General features: G+C 59.6%; 20 protein-coding genes. 7 read left to right on the top strand and 13 right to left on the bottom strand.

From position 1 onward, the window contains the following. Positions 1–20: 20 nt before the first annotated feature. Complete coding sequence (locus ACRWA7_RS27165) at positions 21–1,220, bottom strand: amino acid aminotransferase (protein ID WP_438393427.1); 1,200 nt, start codon at positions 1,218–1,220, stop codon at positions 21–23. 465 nt (positions 1,221–1,685) lie between these two features. Here ACRWA7_RS27165 and uvrB point away from each other — a divergent pair, with 465 nt between their 5' ends. The 6 genes from uvrB (at position 1,686) to ACRWA7_RS27135 (ending at position 7,780) form a co-directional block, all read left to right on the top strand. After that, a complete protein-coding gene (gene uvrB, locus ACRWA7_RS27160; protein ID WP_060819190.1) occupies positions 1,686–3,767 on the top strand; it encodes an excinuclease ABC subunit UvrB in 2,082 nt (693 codons plus the stop codon). A gap of 288 nt (positions 3,768–4,055) precedes the next feature. Next, the gene (locus tag ACRWA7_RS27155) at positions 4,056–4,604 is read left to right on the top strand and encodes an iron transporter (RefSeq protein WP_060819189.1); all 549 of its coding nucleotides are present in this window, start codon (positions 4,056–4,058) and stop codon (positions 4,602–4,604) included. 88 nt (positions 4,605–4,692) lie between these two features. After that, positions 4,693–5,040, top strand: a complete 348-nt coding sequence (locus ACRWA7_RS27150) for a cupredoxin domain-containing protein (RefSeq protein ID WP_060819187.1) — start codon at positions 4,693–4,695, stop codon at positions 5,038–5,040. 35 nt (positions 5,041–5,075) lie between these two features. Continuing rightward, the gene (locus tag ACRWA7_RS27145; RefSeq protein ID WP_438393425.1) at positions 5,076–5,921 is read left to right on the top strand and encodes an FTR1 family iron permease; all 846 of its coding nucleotides are present in this window, start codon (positions 5,076–5,078) and stop codon (positions 5,919–5,921) included. Further along, entirely contained in the window at positions 5,918–7,327 is a 1,410-nt protein-coding gene (locus ACRWA7_RS27140) for a 4Fe-4S binding protein (protein WP_208603269.1), read from the top strand. Before ACRWA7_RS27145 ends, ACRWA7_RS27140 begins: the two co-directional genes overlap by 4 nt. Before the next feature lie 39 nt (positions 7,328–7,366). Beyond that, positions 7,367–7,780, top strand: a complete 414-nt coding sequence (locus ACRWA7_RS27135) for a GlcG/HbpS family heme-binding protein (protein WP_060819183.1) — start codon at positions 7,367–7,369, stop codon at positions 7,778–7,780. Between the two features lie 279 nt (positions 7,781–8,059). On the opposite strand, the gene hemP is transcribed toward ACRWA7_RS27135, so the two are convergent. The 4 genes from hemP to ACRWA7_RS27115 all read right to left on the bottom strand — a co-directional run bounded on the left by hemP (position 8,060) and on the right by ACRWA7_RS27115 (position 10,423). Continuing rightward, on the bottom strand, positions 8,060–8,317 hold the full coding sequence (hemP, locus tag ACRWA7_RS27130) for a hemin uptake protein HemP (RefSeq protein ID WP_060819181.1): 258 nt from the start codon (positions 8,315–8,317) through the stop codon (positions 8,060–8,062). Between the two features lie 138 nt (positions 8,318–8,455). Then, positions 8,456–8,950: an SRPBCC family protein gene (locus tag ACRWA7_RS27125; RefSeq protein ID WP_438393423.1), complete on the bottom strand. Its 495-nt coding sequence runs from the start codon at positions 8,948–8,950 to the stop codon at positions 8,456–8,458. A 46-nt stretch (positions 8,951–8,996) separates the two neighbouring features. Continuing rightward, positions 8,997–9,410 carry an OsmC family protein gene (locus ACRWA7_RS27120; RefSeq protein WP_438393422.1) on the bottom strand — a complete coding sequence of 138 codons (414 nt, stop codon included), beginning with the start codon at positions 9,408–9,410 and terminating at the stop codon, positions 8,997–8,999. A 140-nt stretch (positions 9,411–9,550) separates the two neighbouring features. Continuing rightward, positions 9,551–10,423, bottom strand: a complete 873-nt coding sequence (locus ACRWA7_RS27115; protein WP_438393420.1) for a pirin family protein — start codon at positions 10,421–10,423, stop codon at positions 9,551–9,553. A 156-nt stretch (positions 10,424–10,579) separates the two neighbouring features. Between ACRWA7_RS27115 and ACRWA7_RS27110 the strand changes: the two genes are divergently transcribed. Then, on the top strand, positions 10,580–11,542 hold the full coding sequence (locus ACRWA7_RS27110; protein ID WP_060819174.1) for a LysR substrate-binding domain-containing protein: 963 nt from the start codon (positions 10,580–10,582) through the stop codon (positions 11,540–11,542). Positions 11,543–11,881: 339 nt separating this feature from the next. Here the strand turns inward: ACRWA7_RS27110 and ACRWA7_RS27105 are convergent, their stop codons facing one another. From ACRWA7_RS27105 to ACRWA7_RS27070, 8 genes are all read right to left on the bottom strand, one after another. Then, positions 11,882–12,307, bottom strand: a complete 426-nt coding sequence (locus ACRWA7_RS27105) for an ExbD/TolR family protein (protein ID WP_060819173.1) — start codon at positions 12,305–12,307, stop codon at positions 11,882–11,884. 12 nt (positions 12,308–12,319) lie between these two features. Continuing rightward, complete coding sequence (locus ACRWA7_RS27100) at positions 12,320–13,093, bottom strand: MotA/TolQ/ExbB proton channel family protein (protein WP_060819171.1); 774 nt, start codon at positions 13,091–13,093, stop codon at positions 12,320–12,322. A gap of 64 nt (positions 13,094–13,157) precedes the next feature. After that, positions 13,158–13,928, bottom strand: coding sequence for an energy transducer TonB (locus ACRWA7_RS27095; RefSeq protein ID WP_438393418.1), 771 nt, complete (start codon positions 13,926–13,928; stop codon positions 13,158–13,160). A 308-nt stretch (positions 13,929–14,236) separates the two neighbouring features. Further along, on the bottom strand, positions 14,237–14,473 hold the full coding sequence (locus ACRWA7_RS27090; RefSeq protein WP_060819169.1) for a (2Fe-2S)-binding protein: 237 nt from the start codon (positions 14,471–14,473) through the stop codon (positions 14,237–14,239). Between the two features lie 241 nt (positions 14,474–14,714). Next, positions 14,715–15,590 carry a glutamate racemase gene (murI, locus tag ACRWA7_RS27085; RefSeq protein WP_438393416.1) on the bottom strand — a complete coding sequence of 292 codons (876 nt, stop codon included), beginning with the start codon at positions 15,588–15,590 and terminating at the stop codon, positions 14,715–14,717. A 13-nt stretch (positions 15,591–15,603) separates the two neighbouring features. Beyond that, positions 15,604–16,080 (bottom strand): bacterioferritin, encoded by a 477-nt coding sequence (bfr, locus tag ACRWA7_RS27080; protein ID WP_060819165.1) that lies wholly within the window; start codon positions 16,078–16,080, stop codon positions 15,604–15,606. A gap of 225 nt (positions 16,081–16,305) precedes the next feature. Further along, complete coding sequence (locus tag ACRWA7_RS27075) at positions 16,306–17,829, bottom strand: fumarate hydratase (RefSeq protein WP_060819164.1); 1,524 nt, start codon at positions 17,827–17,829, stop codon at positions 16,306–16,308. Positions 17,830–17,941: 112 nt separating this feature from the next. Then, positions 17,942–18,529 (bottom strand): TIGR00645 family protein, encoded by a 588-nt coding sequence (locus tag ACRWA7_RS27070; RefSeq protein ID WP_060819162.1) that lies wholly within the window; start codon positions 18,527–18,529, stop codon positions 17,942–17,944. Between the last annotated feature and the right edge of the window lie 275 nt (positions 18,530–18,804).

The raw sequence follows: 18,804 nt of genomic DNA, 5'->3' as shown, positions 1-18,804 counted from the left end.
TTCAGGGGCGTGCAAAGAACTTACTTCAGCACGGCTGCAATAGCGTTTGCCACGACTTCGAGGTTACGGGTGTTCAGTGCAGCCACGCAGATCCGGCCCGTGCTTACTGCGTAGATGCCAAACTCTTCACGCAGGCGATCGACTTGCGGTGCGGTCAGTCCGGAGTACGAGAACATGCCGCGTTGCTTGTTCACAAAGCTGAAGTCGCGTTCGACTCCCGCTGCCTTGATCTGCTCGACCAGGCCATTGCGCATTGCGCGGATCCGGTCGCGCATCTCGCCAAGTTCCTGCTCCCACGTCGCGCGCAGTTCCGGCGAAGCGAGCACGGCGGCGACTACCGACCCGCCGTGGGTTGGCGGGTTCGAATAGTTGGTGCGGATCACGCGCTTGAGTTGCGACAGCACGCGGGCAGCTTCTTCCTTGCCGCTCGTGATGATCGACAGTGCGCCGACGCGCTCGCCGTACAGCGAGAACGACTTGGAGAAAGACGACGACACGAAGATGTTGATGTCGGCCTTGGCGAACAGGCGCACGGCTGCTGCATCGGCGTCGATGTTTTCGCCGAAGCCCTGATACGCGATGTCGAGGAATGGCACCAGCGAGCGTGCCTTGACCGTTGCCACGACTTGTTCCCACTGCGCCGGGGTAAGATCGACGCCGGTCGGGTTGTGGCAGCACGCGTGCAGCACGACAACCGTACCTGCCGGATAGCTGTTGAACGCTTCGAGCATGGCCTCGAACTTCACGCCGTGCGTGGCTGCGTCGTAGTACGGATAGTTCAGGACTTCGAAACCGGCGTACTCGAACAACGCGCGATGGTTCTCCCAGCTCGGGTCGCTAATGGCGACCTTGCCTGCCGGGTTGAGGCGCTTCAGGAAGTCAGCGCCAATCTTCAGCGCGCCGGTTCCGCCGAGTGCCTGGGCCGTGATCACGCGACCCTCCGCGATCAGGGGGGAATCGTTGCCAAGCAGCAGTTTTTGAACGGCCGCGTCGTAAGCGGCAATGCCTTCCATGGGCAGATATCCCCGCGGCGCGGCCAGTTCGACGCGGGCTTTTTCGGCCTCACGGACGGCGCGCAAGAGCGGAATCTTGCCTTCTTCGTTGAAATACACGCCCACGCCGAGATTGACCTTGGTGCTGCGCGGATCGGCATTGAAGGCTTCGTTCAGACCCAGAATCGGATCACGGGGGGCAAGCTCGACTGCTGAGAAGAGGGACATGATTTATCGGCGGTAGTGGAAAGGCGTGCGCGGCGTTCGGGATGGAAGTCGCGGCATGCTGTGTTCGACCGCGCGGCGGGGAGTTGACAAAAAACTCCTTTCCATCGATGAAAACCCCAGTTCGGCATTGTAACGAATTGAACGGCGCTTTTCGGTGAGAAGAGGCGGAAGAAACGAATGAATTTCGAGTTTTGTGGCTGTCGGATTCGCGAATTTCGACGGCAAACAATATGAGGCTGGCGGAATTATCAAACGAGCGTCGGAATGCTTTCATTCGCGAAAACAAGCACTTGCGTTTTGGCGCTGCCGCCTCATCTGGAAAACATCCGGCGAGCGCGTGCTAATCAACGCTAAACCGCCACCGATCCCCGGAACCACTCCAATAACCCTGATCCGCCGTCAAACCCGCTCCAGCGCGAACCGCTAGAATGGAGGTTTGCTCTCGGCCAAAGGCACCGTTTCCTCATGTCCGATACCCCGCTAGTAGACGCCGCAGAAACGCTCGACGAGTCGAAGTTTGTGACTTTCGAGGGTTCGCCATTCCAGCTTTATCAACCGTATCCGCCAGCGGGCGATCAGCCGACGGCAATCGCGACGCTCGTCGAGGGGATCGAGGACGGCCTGTCATTTCAGACGCTGCTCGGCGTGACGGGTTCCGGCAAGACTTTCACCATGGCGAACGTGATCGCGCGCATGGGCCGTCCGGCCATTGTGTTTGCGCCCAATAAAACGCTCGCCGCGCAGTTGTACGCGGAGTTTCGCGAGTTTTTTCCGCGCAATGCCGTGGAATATTTTGTTTCCTACTACGATTATTACCAGCCGGAAGCCTACGTTCCGCAACGAGATTTGTTTATCGAGAAGGATTCGTCGATCAACGAGCATATCGAGCAAATGCGCCTTTCCGCGACGAAAAGCCTGCTCGAACGGCGCGACGTGGTGATCGTGGCGACGGTTTCCGCAATCTACGGTATCGGCAATCCGTCGGAATATCACAAGATGATTCTGACGTTGCGCACGGGCGACAAGATGGGTCAGCGCGACATCATCGCGCGGCTGATCGCCATGCAATACAACCGCAACGAAGCGGATTTTTCGCGGGGCAGTTTCCGTGTGCGCGGCGACACCATCGATATCTTCCCGGCCGAGCACGCCGAAATGGCCGTGCGCGTAGAGCTTTTCGACGACGAAATCGAGTCGATGCAACTCTTCGATCCGCTCACCGGCCGCGTGCGCAACAAGATTCCGCGTTTTACCGTGTATCCGTCGTCGCATTATGTAACGCCGCGCGACACGGTGATGCGCGCCATAGAAACAATCAAGGCCGAACTGCGCGAGCGCTTAGAGTTCTTCCACAAGGACGGCAAGCTGGTGGAGGCGCAGCGGCTGGAACAGCGCACGCGCTTCGATCTCGAAATGCTGCAGGAACTGGGTTTCTGCAAAGGCATCGAGAATTATTCGCGGCATTTCTCGGGCGCCGCGCCCGGCGAACCGCCGCCCACGCTGGTTGATTACCTGCCGCCCGACGCGCTGATGCTGCTGGACGAGTCGCACGTGCTGATCGGTCAGTTGAATGGCATGTACAACGGCGACCGGGCGCGCAAGGAGAATCTGGTCGACTACGGGTTCCGGATGCCGTCGGCGCTGGATAACCGGCCGCTGAAATTCAACGAGTTCGAACGAAAGATGCGTCAGGCCGTGTTCGTCTCGGCGACGCCCGCGGACTACGAAAACCGCACGTCTGGACAGGTCGCCGAACAACTGGTGCGGCCAACGGGTCTGGTCGATCCGGAGATCGAGGTGCGTCCCGCGCGCTCGCAAGTGGACGACGTGCTCGGCGAGATCAACGCGCGCGTGAAGGTGCACGAGCGCGTGCTGGTGACGGTGCTGACCAAGCGCATGGCCGAGCAGCTCACCGAATTCCTGGCGGATCACGGCGTGAAAGTACGCTATCTGCACAGCGACATCGATACTGTCGAGCGCGTGGAAATCATCCGCGACCTGCGTCTCGGTTCGTTCGACGTGCTGGTCGGCATCAACTTGTTGCGGGAAGGGCTCGATATTCCGGAAGTTTCGCTCGTTGCGATTCTCGATGCCGACAAGGAAGGCTTTCTGCGCGCCGAACGTTCGCTGATCCAGACGATCGGCCGGGCGGCCCGGAACGTAAACGGCAAGGCGATTCTCTATGCCGACAACATGACGGATTCCATGAAACGCGCCATCGGCGAGACCGAGCGCCGGCGCACGAAGCAGATAGCGCACAACCTCGCGGCAGGCATCACGCCACGCGGCGTGACGAAGCGGATCAAGGACATCATTGATGGCGTCTACAACGTGGACGACGCGCGTGCCGAGCTGAAGGAAGCACAAACACGTGCGAAGTTTGAAGATATGTCCGAAAAGCAGATTTCGAAGGAAATCAAGCGGCTGGAAAAACAGATGATGGATCACGCGAAAAACCTCGAATTCGAGAAAGCGGCGCAGACGCGCGACCAACTGTCGCTATTGCGGCAGCGTGTTTTCGGCGCGAACGTAGGCGATCATCTCTGAGCCCTTTGTGGCTGCGGAAGGTCGGGCGGCGGGCTTCCAGAGCCCGCTGTTTTTTATGTGCGGACCAAGGTCAGATCACGCCAAAAGCCTTGTCGCGACAAGGCTTTGTTTCGCTTCATCGAATTGTTCGTCCCTCCAATCGATGCTAAACTTCCCAATCATTGAGAATGGTTCGTATTAAGCTTTCACATTGCATTCTCATTCGGAATTTTTGCGGTTAATGTTGGCGCGTTGGCAAACAATCGGGTCGGACCGGACGCACCGGTCAATAACAACAAGGAGTAGTGGATGAAGGTCTCAACTTTGGTATGCGGCTCGGTAGCCGCAGCCGCTTTTGCGGCAATGGCGTCGGCATCGGCTGCCGAATATCCGATCGGCAAGCAGAACATCCAGAACGGGATGGAAGTCGGCGCGGTTTACCTGCAGCCGATCACGATGGAACCAGAAGGCATGATGCGCAAGGCGTCGGACTCGGACGTCCACCTCGAGGCCGACATCCATGCAGTGAAGAACAATCCGACTGGCTTTGCCGAAGGCGACTGGATGCCTTACCTGCAAGTCACATACGAACTGACGAAAGTCGGCACGACGCAAACCATCAAGGGCGACCTGATGGCCATGGTCGCGAACGACGGCCCGCACTACGGCGACAACGTCAAGCTCTTCGGTCCGGGCAAATATCATTTGAAACTCAACATCGCGCCGCCGATGCAAACCGGCCACATGGCGTTTGGCCGCCACGTCGACAAGGAAACCGGCGTGGGTCCGTGGTTCAAGCCGTACACGATCGAGTATGACTTTCCGTTCGCCGGCATCGGCAAGAAGGGCGGTTACTAAACCGGTCACCAAGTTGGACTCAGGTGTCCGGCGTAATGTGCGCACGTTGCGACGAGCGAGCGCCGGACAGCGCAGCCAGGAAGGATGCATGACACGTAAATACAGATTGATCGCCGCATCGCTCGCGATCACTGCCGGTTGGCTGGCCAGCGCTGCTTCGGCGCAAGCTGCCGACCTTCCGACTTTCAAGCTGGAAATGAATGACGGCAAGCTGAATCCCGCGCGTATCGAAGTACCGGCGGGCGTGCGCATCAAGATCGAGGTGCACAACATTGGCAAGGGCGCGGCGGAATTCGAATCGATTCAGTTGCGCAAGGAAAAAGTGCTCGCCCCGGGCGCCGATTCTTTTGTCGTGATCGCGCCGCTCGACAAGGGCGAATACAAGTTCTTCGACGATTTCCATCAGTCGGCGCAAGGCGTCATCGTCGCGAAGTAGAGTTGCATCGGCTCGGTAGAGCGGGAGAGAAGGTAATGGGTCAGGTTCTTTTCATCGTGTGGCGGGAAAGTGTCGAGGCGCTGCTGGTCGTCGGCATCCTGTATGCATGGCTGAAAAACGGCGACGCCGCGGCGCGGCGCGGCATCCCGTATTTGTGGGCGGGCGTGGCGATCGGCTTGCTGGCCGCCGTGGCGCTTGGCGCGGCGCTGGTGGGTTTCACGGAAGTGCTGTCCGGCGACGCGCAGGACTATTTCCAGACCGCAATGGTTCTGGTGGCATGCGTGCTGATCGTGCAGATGGTGCTGTGGATGAAACACCATGGCCGCTCAATGAAGCGCGATATGGAAGCCTCGCTGCAAAAAAGCAAGCAGGACGCCAACTGGTGGGGCGTGACGCTGCTGGTCGCGCTTGCCATTGCACGCGAAGGCAGCGAGACGGTGATTTTCCTGTACGGCCTGGGCTTCGGGCAATCGGGTCACGTCGATTCCATGCAATATCTCGCGGTTGTGATCGGTCTTGCGCTCGCGTTTTTCACGTTCTATCTGCTGCAGCTTGGCGGCAAGATTTTTTCGTGGCGCCTGTTTTTCCGCGTGACCGAAATCATGTTGCTGTTCCTCGCGGCCGGGCTGTTCGAGACAGGCGTGGACAAGCTTATCGACAAGGAAATCCTGCCCGTGGTGGTGAATCAGGTCTGGAACTCGTCCTGGCTACTCGATGACTCCAGCACGTTTGGTTCACTGGTCGCGACGCTCACCGGATATCGCGCACATCCGGCCGGCATGAACCTGATTGCATACGTGGTTTACTGGGCGGTGATCTTCCTGCTGCTGCGCCGTTCGAAAAACCGCATGGCGCAGAAATCGGCGAGACGCGCAGCATGAGCGACGTGATGAATCGGCCCGGCCGGCTTCAACAAGCCGGGCAATGGATGCAACAGCACGGCAGCATAATCCGCGCAATTCAGTGGGTTGTGGTCCTGGTCTATGCATTCCTGATTCTGGTTCCTGCCGTCATGCCGTTGCCCGGCAATACGGCGCACATCTGGAACAACCTGACGGTCGCGGCTCAGTTCGTGTTCTGGGGTATCTGGTGGCCGTTCGTGCTGTTGTCCATGGTGATGCTCGGCCGCGTGTGGTGTGGCGTTTTGTGTCCCGAGGGCGCGCTGACCGAGTTTGCAAGCAAATTCGGGCGAGGCTGGGCAATTCCGCGCTGGTTGCGCTGGGGCGGCTGGCCGTTTGTCGCGTTTGGCATCACGACCATCTACGGTCAGATGGTCAGCGTTTATCAGTATCCGAAAGCCGTCCTGCTGGTGCTTGGCGGATCGACGCTTGGCGCAATGATCATTGGCGTGCTGTATGGGCGGGAAAAGCGCGTCTGGTGCAAATACCTGTGCCCGGTCAATGGCGTGTTTTCGTTGCTGGCGCGCCTGGCGCCGTTTCATTACAAGGTCAACGAGGACGCGTGGCGCAAATCGTATAAAGAGGGCGAGCATGGGCATCGGGTGATTCCGGTGAATTGCGCGCCGCTCGTGCCGCTGCGGGCCATGAAAGGCGCATCGGACTGTCATATGTGCGGCCGTTGCAGCGGTCACCGCGATGCAATCGCGCTCACGTGGCGCTCGCCTTCGTCCGAGATCGTCAAACTTGGCGATAAACGAACCAACCCGTGGGACACGGCGCTGGTGTTGTACGGTTTGCTGGGCATTGCGATTGGCGCATTTCACTGGACCGTGAGCACCTGGTTCGTCGATTTGAAGCAGATTTTCGCGAGCTGGCTGATCGATCACAACATCCTGTGGCCGCTCGACACCAACGCGCCGTGGTTCCTCTTTACGCATTACCCCGAGCAAAACGACGTCTTTTCGTGGCTCGATGGCACGATGGTGATTGGATACATCGTCGTGACCGGACTGGTTTATGGCACCGTGCTGCTGGGTTTGCTCGCGGCCGGCACGCGCATGCTCGGCCGCTTCGAGTTCGCAAGGCTGCATCATTTGACGCAGGCGCTGATTCCTATTGCGGGCGTGGGCGTGTTCCTGGGGCTGTCGGCGACCACGGTTTCACTGCTGCGCGCGGAGCAGTTGCCGCTCTGGTGGGTGCCCGGCGTGCGCCTGGGATTGCTTGGCGTCGCCAATTTATGGAGCGCGTGGCTCGCGTGGCATGTGATCGGACGATACGTTCCCGGTCGCGTAATGTCGCGTGGCGTTGCCGCGATGCTGTGGTTCATCGCGGCGCTGGCTGTCGTCGATAGCGCCTGGTACCTGATGTTCTGGGGCTTCTCGCGGTAACCTGTATCTATTCGCGACCACAACTACAAAGGTGACCCAATGAGAACCAAACCCGCATTGACCGATGATGACGTGAAAATCATCGCCGCAGCCGCCGAAGCACATGCGCTGGCGAACAAGTGGAATGTGACGATTGCCATTGTCGATGAAGGCGGCCACCTGCTGCATCTTCACCGGCTTGACGGCGCGGGCGCAAGCACGGCCGAAATGGCGACAGGCAAGGCGCGCACGGCGGCAGTCGGCCGGCGTGAAACGAAGCTCTATGAAGACATGATCAAGCAGGGCCGCGTCGCGTTCCTGAGTGCGCCGATGACCGCAATGCTCGAAGGCGGCGTGCCGATCATGGTTGGCGCGGATCTGGTTGGCGCGGTCGGCGTTTCCGGCGTGAAGTCGGATCAGGATGCGGCGGTGGCGAAGGCGGGCATTGCGGCGTTGGGGATCGAAAACGTCTGATCGAAAGCCGTAACGCTTGTACGGGTTCAAATAAAAAAAGCACGTTTTCGATGAGAAAACGTGCTTTTTGCTTTATCAACCGTGCTTTCGCAAGCACTCGCTGGGAACCAAAAAAAGCGGCTTCGCTGGCTATCGACGACTGGCTGGTGTTTGCACGAAGGGGTCTAAATTCTCGCGTGCAAGCCGTCATGGCTGGCTATTGCCAAACACCTCTCGAAGAGGTGGTCCCCACAATACCCGGTACTGAAATCCTGTCCTGATGAATGCGTGTTACGCGCGTTACTTCGTGAGAATCAGCTTGCCCAGGCGCGTGGCGCGTAGCTGATAGGTCTCGCCGTTATGCATGATGCTGATGTGACTTTGACCTTGCAGCAGCGTGTCGCTGCGCAACGTGCGCTCGCCGGTTTCCGTGGATGCGGTTGTCGCCGGACGCGCCGTAGTCACTGCAGCGGTACGCGGCCGTCCGATGCTCGCCGCGGCGGACCGTTCAACCGGGCGGCGCAGCCGAAGCGTGTTGGAGCGCAGGATGTCGGTCATGTCGAGAAGTCCGTTCGTTGAGTCGATGGAGTAATCTTAATGATAACCATTCTTATTTGCAACAACGATGTCTTCATCGATTTTACATTTCGATAGCCATAGGCTTTCCAGCAATGTTCTATCGAAACGCGTCAGCCTTCAGTGCAGCGGCCCTTCCAGTTTGCTGCCATGAGCGAACTGGCGAATCAGCCTGACCGTATCGATATCCGCTTCCCTGTACGCCGACTTCACGATCTCCTGTGTTTGCAGGGCGTCGGGGCTCGCGTTCGGATCGTCGGCGACGGGCAGGGTGGTCGCGTAGGTGAAGCGCAGGAATAGCTGAAGCTCGTCCGGCTGTTCTATCGCCATGGTGAGCGACCCGCCCACGTACTCAGGCGTCGGCAAAATGTCATAGCGCACGCTGCTTTCGGGAATCAGCGTCACGCGGTCGCGCACGCGCGCCTGGCCGTAGTGCAACTCGCGTTCGATCACATCGCCTTCGCGCGACAGGATCGCGCATCGGTCCAGGCCGATCACGAACAGTTGCGGCTGTTCTGCGCGCAGCACGAGCCCTTGCCAGACCTGTTCGCGCGTCATGGCTTCCACAAACGGGTTGAGCGGGTCGTTGATCTGGATGAGATGTTCGAAATTCAAAACGACGGTTTCCTTGAGATGATCGTTAAGCGCATCGATAGCGGGTTCAAACGGGCGTGAGCCCGGAATTGATCGCGATCGACCCGGAGAGAATCTTGTGCACGGGACATGCGTTCGCAATTTGCAAAAGGCGTTCCCGCTGAGTGCTGTCGAGTTCGCCCGTCAACTGGATCTGGCGGTCGATCACCGTGGCTTCCGGCGGCGTGGACTGGTACGTGAGCGTGACGTGAACATCTTCCAGCGGCCATCCTTTGTGCTTCGCATACATTTTCAACGTGATCGACGTGCATGCGCCCAAGCTCGAAAGCAACAGACCGTGAGGCGTCGGCCCGGTATCGGCGCCGCCATGTGATTCGGGTTCATCGCCACGCCATTCATGCTTGCCGTCGCTCAGGACGACCTGAAAATCCTTGGCGCCGATGCTGGCGCTGACAACCGGCGACACAAACTTTTCGGACATGCGGTACTCCGGAAAATTGAAACGGGGCGGCGTCTGACAATTTCAGACAATAAAATGGCGCGGCACGAAAGACTATTGTGACGCAAATAGTGTCTTTCGTGCCGCGCCGGTGAAACGGACGCCGCCAGTGCCAGGTCCAGCTAATGGTTGATCGTGCCCATCCGTCCCGCCTGGAAGTCCACCACGGCCTGGCGAATCTCGTCTTCCGTGTTCATCACGAAAGGACCATAGCGCACGACCGGCTCCTTCAGCGGCACGCCGCCGAGCAACAGCAATTCGAGCGGTTCATCGCCGGCGCTGAAAGTGACAGTCTCGCCGTCGTCCGCGAAGACGATCATTTGCCGCGCCTTGACAGGCTGTTTATTGGAGCCGTAGAAGCCATCGCCCGACAAGGCATAACCGAACACCCGGAAGTCGCGCGGCACCGGCTGCACGACCGACGCGCCCGGCTGCAGCGAGAAATGCTGATAAAGAATCGGCGTGCGTGTTTCTATAGCCGCTTTCACGCCCAGCGCTTCACCCGCGATAACCTTTACGCGCACGCGCCCGTCTTCGCTTACGGCCACCGGAATGCTCGCCGATGCAATCTCCTGATAGTGCGGCGGAATCATCTTGTCGCGCTTCGGCAGATTTACCCAAAGCTGCAGTCCATGCACGCGGCCACCCGTGCGCGTGAATTCCGGATCGGGCATTTCGCTGTGAACGACGCCGGATCCAGCCGTCATCCATTGCACGTCGCCTTGACGCAGCGTGCCCGAATGGCCCGCGGAATCCTTGTGACCGAACTCGCCTTCGAGCACATAGGTGACGGTCTCGAACCCGCGATGCGGATGGTCGGGCGCGCCTTTGGCCTCGCCCGGCGCGTAATCGACTGGCCCCATTTCGTCCAGAAGCAGAAACGGATCGAAGTCCATCAGCAACCGCGTGGGAAACGGCCGGTGCACGACAAAACCGCCGCCCTCCACCGTGCGGAGCGCCGGGATCGTGCGTTCGATACTGCGTGTGGTGTCCATTTTCGTCCTCGTGTTAGCTGATACAGGAATGGGCGCAATCCGGTGATTAGCGCCAAATTCAAGACATGGAGCTATTATATGGACCGGATTCCGGGGAAAAAGCCGTCCATCCGCAATGGATTGTCCCACCACTGAAACAACCATCCGCCTGCCCGCATGAAACCTGACTCGCACGACCTCAATGACCTGATGTACTTCTCATACGTGGTCGAGCACGGCGGATTCTCGGCCGCCGAGCGCGTGCTGGGCATTTCGAAGTCGCGTTTGTCGCGGCGTGTGTCGGAACTCGAAACATCGCTTGGCGTGCGGTTGATGCAGCGATCCACCCGGAAACTCGCGCTGACCGAAGCCGGCCAGCTTTTCTATCAACATTGCAAGGGCATGCTCGCCGAGGCGCAAGCAGCCGTCGATATTGTCCACAGCTTGCGGGATTCGCCTCGCGGCAGCGTGCGCGTGAGCGTGCCCGTGACGATTGCGCAGACGTTTTTGTCGGCGGTGATTCCGGATTTCCTGCATCGATACCCCGAAGTCCGCGTCGTCATGAGCGTGACGAATCGGGTGATCGATCTGTTCGAAGATCCCGTCGATGTCGCCTTGCGCGTGCGTTCAGAACCGCCGGTCAACTCCACTATCGTTGCGCGGCCGTTATGGCGAACCGAGCAGATGCTGGTCGCGGCGCCGTCGCTGCTCAAGCCGAACGCGCCGCCGCTCGTGCCTTCCGAACTGGCTCAGTTCGACACCATCGACGTCCCGTCCAGCGATGGCCGCCATGTCTACCGCATGATCGCGCCCGATGGCACGCGGCACGAGTTCGAACACGAGCCGCGCCTCGTCACGGCGGATCTGGGCATGATCCGCGAGGCCGTGATGCGCGGCGTGGGCATTGCCGCGTTGCCCGAGATGTTATATGGCGCGGCGCTTCGGACCGGCCAGATGTCGCCTGTCATGCCAGGCTGGACTTTTCCGGCGCCGCAGCTTTACGCCGTGTTCCTGTCGCGCCAGGGAATGGTTCCAGCAATCCGCGCGTTCGTGGACTTTCTGGTGGAGTCGATCAATGACGGCGAGCGCTTTCCTGGAGAATGTCCTCTTCCGGTTGAAGCTGCTCACGAAACAGTTTGACTAATCGTGACGCCCGCGCAAGTTTCTGACATTGAAGCGCGCGCTTGCGATGCAGAGATTCAATCGGCGCGCGCTTGAACCTGCTTTGGCGCGGCACTATAGTGAAATCTCTTCGCTAAGGAGCTGCTTATGCGAAAACTCACGGCCGCTTTTATAGTAGGCCTGATAGGGCTAATCGCGCTGTCCGTGTCGAGCACGGCTGTCGCATGTGGCGATGCCGCGGGTTCGGGCTACTCGGCCCCAAAGTAACCGCTAGCCCGAATGTGCCGCGCGCACACAAAAAAAGGCCTTCATCATTGCGATGAAGGCCTTTTACTTTGTAGCTTTGCAGCATTCGAACTACTTCGCGCCCGCCTTGGGCTCGGTCACGAACCCGATCTTCGATAACCCGCCGCCTTGCGCAGCCGACATCACGTCGGCGACGCGTTCATACGGCACCTTGCGATCCGCGCGCAAACGCAGTTCCGGCTGCGGCGTCTGTTTCGATGCATCCGCTATGCGAGCCTGGAGCGCGTTATCGTCGACTTTCTGGTCGTTCCAGAGCACTGTGCCGTCCGCTTCCACGGCCACGTCCACATGCGCCGGCTTGGTGTCCTGCGGCTGGCTGCTCGCCTTCGGCAAATCGATTTTCACCGCGTGATTGATCGCGGGAATCGTGACGAGAAAAATGATCAGCAGAACGAGCATGACGTCGACCAGCGGCGTCATGTTGATCTCGCTCATCATGCCGTCATCTTCGTCGCTGGAGAAAGGGCTCATGGCCATGACGACTTCCCCTTAGCTCACACGCGACGCAGGCTTGACGCCCGACGGGGCGCTCGACGCCTGATGCGTGGCCAGGCGCAGGCCGTCGCCGCGCTTGCTCGACGCGAGCTTCGTACCCGTCACGAAGAACGCATGCAGGCCGTGTGCAAAGCGGTTCAGCTTCGTCACGATCGACTTGTTCCAGCGCGTCAGCGCGTTGTAGCCAAGCACGGCTGGAATCGCGACGAACAGGCCGAACGCCGTCATGATCAGCGATTCGCCAACCGGTCCCGCAACCTGGTCGATGGACGTCTGCCCCGTGGCGCCGATGGTCAGAAGTGCGTGATAAATTCCCCACACCGTGCCGAACAAGCCGACGAACGGCGCAGTACTGCCAATCGACGCCAGCACGGCAAGACCCGCCTGCATCCGGCCGACGCCTTCGTCCATGGTGTCTTTCAGGCAGCGCGTGATCCAGTCCGAGACATCCATGCGGTCGTGCAAGTGCGGTTGCGTCTGGTGATGGTGATCGGCGGCGTCCTGGCCGGAAAGGGCGAGGGCGAGGAACGGGTTGTCCTGCGCGTTGGACGACTGGTTGCTCAGTTTCTTGATGCCATCGGCGAAATCATCCGAGTGCCAGAACGCTTGTTCCGCGTTCTTGGTCAGGCGTTTCAGGCGCAGCACGTTCAGACCTTTCACCACGATCACGGTCCATGACAGCACCGACATGATCGCCAGCGCGAGCGCGATGCCCCGCGTTACAAAATCCCCTTGCGCCCAGACGTGGGCCAAACCATAGCTTTGCATTGCAGTTCCTGTAGATATCTAAAAATTAGGTCGAATTCTTGGTTTTTGCCGGCATGCGTTCGCGTCAGTCGTTCAGCCCGAAGACGAACGGCTGGGAATAGGCGGCGCGGATCGCCTCGCCGTTTTCCTTGTAGGGCTTGCAGGCGCTTGCGCGCATGGCGTCGAGCGCGGCGTCATCGAGCCGCGACGAACCGCTGCTCTTCTTCAGCTCGATATTCTCGATCTTTCCTGTCAGCCCGACGACAAACTTCACCACGGCCGTGCCGGATTCGCCTCTGCGCCGCGCCAGCGCCGGATATTCCGGCATAGCAATGTTGCAATCGAGATGCGCAACGTCCTTTGGCGCGTTGAGCGCCATCGTCGGACGGCCGATAGCCGGTGCGGCGGGCGGCGGCGCTGCGGGAGCCGGCGGCGCGGGCGCAGCAGGCGTTTCTTCCGGCGCAGCGGCTGCAATGGTCGACGGCGCCGTGGTTTCGGGCAACGGCGTCGGCGCGGCTTTTACGTGCGGCTGGACTGTCGGCTTCGGTTTGGGCGTCGGCTTCGGTGGAACCGGTTTCGGCGGCGGAGGAACGGGCGTCGACTGAATGGCTGCGGGCGCGGCGACGGGTTGCGGCGGCGCGGAGCTGATCAGTTCGGCGGTGATCGTCTTCGATTCGATGGGACGCGGCGGCGGCTCGTTGCGCATCGTCAGGGCGATTGCGAGCAGGCCGACGTGGATCCCCACGACAGCAACAGTCGCTGCGACAACGCGAGGATTGACGGAATTGTCCGACGGACCAGGGCCCGGCGCACCGAGCGTCGCAGCCCCGCCCGGGGTAAATGATGGAGACGGCATATCAGCGTGGTTGCACGGCGGTGATGCCGTGCGAACAGCGAAAGCCCATGCAGCATGTATGACTGGAGGACTTCATTTTCGGAAGATGAGCAGAGAAATAAACAGCGTGGCCACAAAACCGATCAGCAGTTCCATCGTTCCCTCCTTGAATGGGGGTTGGCGTGCTGGCTTGATGTGACCTGGCTTGCGAGCGGAAAACTCCGGTGTTGCACATGATCCACGCTTCACAGCTTGCAGCCGTGCATTGTGGCGCTTTCAAACGTATGAAATCTGCCGGTCTTTGAGGACTCGCAGCGCTTCGGGCAGCTTCAGGCGGCCTTGCGTTCGTAGAACGTGAGCGGGACGGCCTGATGCTGATCGCCGCGCATGCCGCAATGCGACGCGCATCCGCTTTCCAGCATCACGTCGCGTACACTTTCTTCGCATTTGCCGCAGCACATCGCGACACCAAGCTCGAATTGCAGTTCATCAAAAGTAGCAGCGCCGTCGGCAATGGAAGCGCGAATCTTTCTGTCCGATACTGACTTGCAAACACAGACGATCATGTGGCAACCACGATAGCTAACGTTAATGCGAATTATTATCATTCCTTATGCGAACGTTGGCAATAGGGAGCGTTGGTTTTTTTGGACGCAAGATGCGCAGAAATAAGGGGCGGGACGCGACGCCATGCTGGGTAAGGCGTGCCAAGCAGGATGCGCGCTGAATCCGCATCTGCGAAAGGGTTTTATTTAGCCAGATAGGGATTTTTGACGGCCGATGTGGCTCCATGCCGCGTTTGAGCGCTCAGGATTCCAGCGTCAACGTACGGCGCGATGGAATGACGACGCGCTCGACGTGTACATTGAGACCAAGCAGCGACGCCACCAGTTGTTGCTGCATCTGGCCGTCGCTGGTCGAGCAAAAGCGCGGCAATTCCGCCGCGTGCGAAGGTGCCGCACGCAGGCCGTGCAGGTCCAGTTGCCGTTCCAGTTGCCGCGCAATCGCAACGCTCGTGTCGATCAACGCAAGCCTGTCGCCCGCAATGGAACGGATCGCCTTGTCGAGGAAAGGGTAGTGGGTGCAGCCGAGCACGAGCGTGTCGGCGTTGGCGTCGAGCATTGGCTGGATGTAGCTTCTGAGCAGTTCGATCAGTTCGGGCGAGTCGATATCGCAGCGTTCCACCGCCTGAACGAGCCCATGTCCCGGCTGAAGGATAAAGCGGCAATCCGTTGCATGACGTTCGGCCAGCGCCTGGAAGCGCGCGCTGCGCAAGGTGACGGCGGTGGCCAGCACGCCGGCCACGCGGGTTTGCGACATCAGCGCGGCGGGCTTGATGCCCGGTTCCACGCCGATCATGGGAACGGACATCCGCTCGCGAGCCTGCGCGATGGACTGCGCCGTCGCCGTATTGCACGCTACGACAAGCGCCTTGGCGCCCTGTGCAATCAGCCATTCACCGATAGCCAGCGTCCGGTCGGCGATAAAGTCGTCGTCGCGCTCGCCGTATGGTGCGTACAGTGAATCCGCGACGTAGATCAGCCGCTCGTCCGGTAAAGCTGCGCGCACGGCGCGCAACACCGACAAACCGCCGAGGCCCGAATCGAAAATGCCTACAGGCGAGTTCGCGCCGAGCGCCAGGCCGGCCGCCTGAGAAGAAGAGCGAGTGGCTTCTAGAGGCATTGCGGCTGTTCGATTACTCGTTTTCGCCCATCATGGTCTGTTGATAGTTCTGGATGCCGACCTTCGCGACCAGATCGATCTGCGTTTCCAGCCAGTCGATATGTTCTTCCGTGTCATCGAGAATTTTCACGAAGATTTCGCGCGAGATGAAATCGCGCACCGATTCGCAATAAGCGATGGCTTCCTTGCACGTGCTTTGCGAAATCTGTTCCAGCTTCAAATCGCACTGCAGGATTTCGAGCGTCTCTTCACCAATCAGCAGCTTGTGCAGGTCTTGCAGGTTGGGCAAGCCGTCGAGCATGAAAATACGCTGGATCAGCCAGTCGGCGTGCTTCATCTCGCCAATGGATTCGTCGTATTCATGCTTGCCGAGCTTCTCCAGGCCCCAATGCTTGTACATGCGGGCGTGAAGAAAGTACTGGTTGATTGCCGTCAGTTCGTTCTTCAACTGCTGGTTCAGATACTCGATCGCTTTTACGTCGCCTTTCATCGTGGTTCCTTGCGTGGCGTTATAGCTTTTCAAACATAACTGCTCAAGTTTAAAAAGCCAATATGAAAATGGGTTTTTCCCGCTGGATTGCGGCGGTTTATGTTCGTTGGCGAAGTGAAATGAGAATGACAACAGTTCTCTTCAGAGCGTCCTCAAAATGCAAGAGCCGGGCACAAGGCCCGGCTCTTTTTCGCTTCGCATTACTGGAGTAGGAGTTTAAACCCTCTACGCCGTTGCAACTGGAATTTTACCTATTTTTGCCTGCCATTCTTTGGGTCCCGTCTGATGTACGGAAGTCCCGGTTGAATCGACGGCGACCGTGACCGGCATATCCTGCACGTCGAACTCGTAAATGGCTTCCATGCCAAGGTCTTCGAATGCGATGACCTTCGCGCCGCGAATCGCCTTCGATACCAGATACGCCGCGCCGCCCACCGCCATCATGTAGGCCGCCTTGTGCTTCTTGATTGCCTCGATGGCGCCCGGGCCGCGCTCGGCCTTGCCGATCATCGAGATCAGGCCGGTCTGCGACAACATCATGTCGGTGAACTTGTCCATGCGCGTGGCGGTGGTCGGACCCGCTGGGCCGACGACTTCTTCACGCACGGGGTCGACCGGGCCGACGTAATAGATCACGCGGTTCGTGAAGTCCACCGGCAGCTTTTCGCCCTTGGCGAGCATGTCGGCAATGCGCTTGTGCGCCGCGTCCCGGCCGGTCAGCATCTTGCCGGAGAGCAGCAGCGTCTGGCCCGGTTTCCACGCGGCGACCTGTTCCTTCGTCAGCGTGTTCAGGTCCACGCGCTGGCTGGTTTCCGTGTTCGCGACCCATTCGACCTTCGGCCATGCATCGAGCGAAGGCACTTCGAGCCTGGCGACACCCGAGCCGTCCAGCGTGAAATGCGCGTGACGCGTCGCGGCGCAGTTTGGAATGATCGCGATCGGCTTGGATGCGGCGTGCGTCGGCGCGGCCATGATCTTCACGTCGAGCACGGTCGCGAGGCCGCCAAGTCCCTGTGCGCCGATACCCAGCGCATTCACCTTCTCGTGCAGCTCCACGCGCAATTCTTCGATCCAGTCCTTCGGGCCACGCGCAATAACATCCTGAATGTCGATGGCGTCCATGAGCGATTCCTTCGCCATGACCATCGCCTTCTCGGCTGTGCCGCCAATGCCGATCCCCAGCATGCCGGGGGGACACCAGCCCGCGCCCATCAGCGGGACGGTTTTCAGCACCCAGTCGACGATGGAATCAGACGGATTCAGCATCGCGAACTTCGTCTTGTTCTCCGAGCCGCCGCCTTTCGCCGCAATCTGGACGTCGACCTTGTCGCCGGGAACGATCTCGTAGTGGATCACGGCCGGCGTGTTGTCCTTCGTATTCTTGCGCGCGCCTTCGGGCGGGCTCACGATGGACGCGCGCAGCACGTTGTCCGGATTCAGGTAACCGCGGCGCACGCCTTCGTTGATCATGTCGGTGACGCTCATGGTGGCGCCGTCCCATCGGACGTCCATGCCAACCTTCACGAACACCGTGACGATGCCCGTGTCCTGGCAGATCGGCCGGTGGCCTTCGGCGCACATGCGGCTGTTCGTCAGGATCTGCGCGATGGCGTCCTTCGCGGCCGGACTCTCTTCGAGCTCGTACGCGCGGCCGAGTGCCTGGATGTAGTCGAGCGGATGGTAAAAGCTGATGTGCTGCAGCGAATCCGCGATGCTCTGAATCAGATCTTCCTGCTTGATGATAGTCATGGCTTGAACGTGTGGGGACGGGCTGTGTTAGAACTTTTTTGTGGATTTTATCGTGATGCCGGGGTGCTTTCAGCGGCGCTTTGACCAGCGCCTGATTGTGCTGCCACGCGTGTTAGTCGTGCGTCGCGGCGGGCGTTGCTGGCGCCTCATGAAAGTGCACTGGATGCGTATGCGTGGTCAGGCGGTCGACCCACGCCATGATCAGCGCCGACGCGAGGAACGCTATATGGATCAGCACTTGCCACATCACCGCGTGCGCCGAATACTGGTCCGGGTTGATGAACGTTTTCAGCAAGTGAATGGACGAAATGCTGATCAGCGCCATGGAAAGCTTTACCTTTAGCACGCCGGCATTCACGTGATCGAGCCACTCGGGCTGGTCCGGATGACCTTCTACGCCGAGCCGTGAGACGAACGTCTCATAGCCGCCCACGATCACCATGATCAGCAGGTTCGAGATCATCACCACGTCGATCAGGCCGAGCACGACCAGCATGATGTTGGTTTCATCGAGCGTCGTCATGTGCGTGACGAGATGCCAGACTTCTTTCAGGAACAGCACCACATACACCGCTTGCGCCACGATCAGGCCGAGATACAGCGGCACCTGAAGCCAGCGGCTCATGAAAATGACGACGGGTAGCGGCTTCATCGGATGCCGGGGCGCACGGGTGCCGGGGATGTTCGGGGATGCGGACATAAGCGGTGCCGGTTCGTGGACGGAATGGTCGGATGAGTAAGACATCGGCGTGGACGTGCGCGAAGGGCGGACGCGAAATCCACAAAGTTCGACATTGTAGCGCGATGATGTAACCGGTTTGCGGGTCAACCCCGACCGGATGCTTACGAGATCATCGGCGGCGCGGCCGCGACAAGGTAGAGCGCGTAACGGTTCAAGCTGGAACCCGGACAACGAGTTCAGTTAACATGCTCACGGAAGTGATCTGGCGCGTCGTTGGGGCGCATTGGTATGGC

It is taken from the genome of Caballeronia sp. DA-9, from assembly GCF_051615025.1.
Classification (GTDB): Bacteria; Pseudomonadota; Gammaproteobacteria; order Burkholderiales; family Burkholderiaceae; genus Caballeronia; species Caballeronia sordidicola.
The sequence above is the reverse complement of the archived record's forward strand: the minus strand, read 5'-3'. Positions and strand labels throughout refer to the sequence as shown.

Coding starts and splice junctions, on each gene's coding strand:
- ACRWA7_RS27165 (WP_438393427.1), bottom strand. CDS start 1,220: ATGTCCCTCTTCTCAGCAGTCGAGCTTGCCCCCCGTGATCCGATTCTG.
- uvrB (WP_060819190.1), top strand. CDS start 1,686: ATGTCCGATACCCCGCTAGTAGACGCCGCAGAAACGCTCGACGAGTCG.
- ACRWA7_RS27155 (WP_060819189.1), top strand. CDS start 4,056: ATGAAGGTCTCAACTTTGGTATGCGGCTCGGTAGCCGCAGCCGCTTTT.
- ACRWA7_RS27150 (WP_060819187.1), top strand. CDS start 4,693: ATGACACGTAAATACAGATTGATCGCCGCATCGCTCGCGATCACTGCC.
- ACRWA7_RS27145 (WP_438393425.1), top strand. CDS start 5,076: ATGGGTCAGGTTCTTTTCATCGTGTGGCGGGAAAGTGTCGAGGCGCTG.
- ACRWA7_RS27140 (WP_208603269.1), top strand. CDS start 5,918: ATGAGCGACGTGATGAATCGGCCCGGCCGGCTTCAACAAGCCGGGCAA.
- ACRWA7_RS27135 (WP_060819183.1), top strand. CDS start 7,367: ATGAGAACCAAACCCGCATTGACCGATGATGACGTGAAAATCATCGCC.
- hemP (WP_060819181.1), bottom strand. CDS start 8,317: ATGACCGACATCCTGCGCTCCAACACGCTTCGGCTGCGCCGCCCGGTT.
- ACRWA7_RS27120 (WP_438393422.1), bottom strand. CDS start 9,410: ATGTCCGAAAAGTTTGTGTCGCCGGTTGTCAGCGCCAGCATCGGCGCC.
- ACRWA7_RS27115 (WP_438393420.1), bottom strand. CDS start 10,423: ATGGACACCACACGCAGTATCGAACGCACGATCCCGGCGCTCCGCACG.
- ACRWA7_RS27110 (WP_060819174.1), top strand. CDS start 10,580: ATGAAACCTGACTCGCACGACCTCAATGACCTGATGTACTTCTCATAC.
- ACRWA7_RS27105 (WP_060819173.1), bottom strand. CDS start 12,307: ATGGCCATGAGCCCTTTCTCCAGCGACGAAGATGACGGCATGATGAGC.
- ACRWA7_RS27100 (WP_060819171.1), bottom strand. CDS start 13,093: ATGCAAAGCTATGGTTTGGCCCACGTCTGGGCGCAAGGGGATTTTGTA.
- ACRWA7_RS27095 (WP_438393418.1), bottom strand. CDS start 13,928: ATGCCGTCTCCATCATTTACCCCGGGCGGGGCTGCGACGCTCGGTGCG.
- ACRWA7_RS27090 (WP_060819169.1), bottom strand. CDS start 14,473: ATGATCGTCTGTGTTTGCAAGTCAGTATCGGACAGAAAGATTCGCGCT.
- murI (WP_438393416.1), bottom strand. CDS start 15,590: ATGCCTCTAGAAGCCACTCGCTCTTCTTCTCAGGCGGCCGGCCTGGCG.
- bfr (WP_060819165.1), bottom strand. CDS start 16,080: ATGAAAGGCGACGTAAAAGCGATCGAGTATCTGAACCAGCAGTTGAAG.
- ACRWA7_RS27075 (WP_060819164.1), bottom strand. CDS start 17,829: ATGACTATCATCAAGCAGGAAGATCTGATTCAGAGCATCGCGGATTCG.
- ACRWA7_RS27070 (WP_060819162.1), bottom strand. CDS start 18,529: ATGTCCGCATCCCCGAACATCCCCGGCACCCGTGCGCCCCGGCATCCG.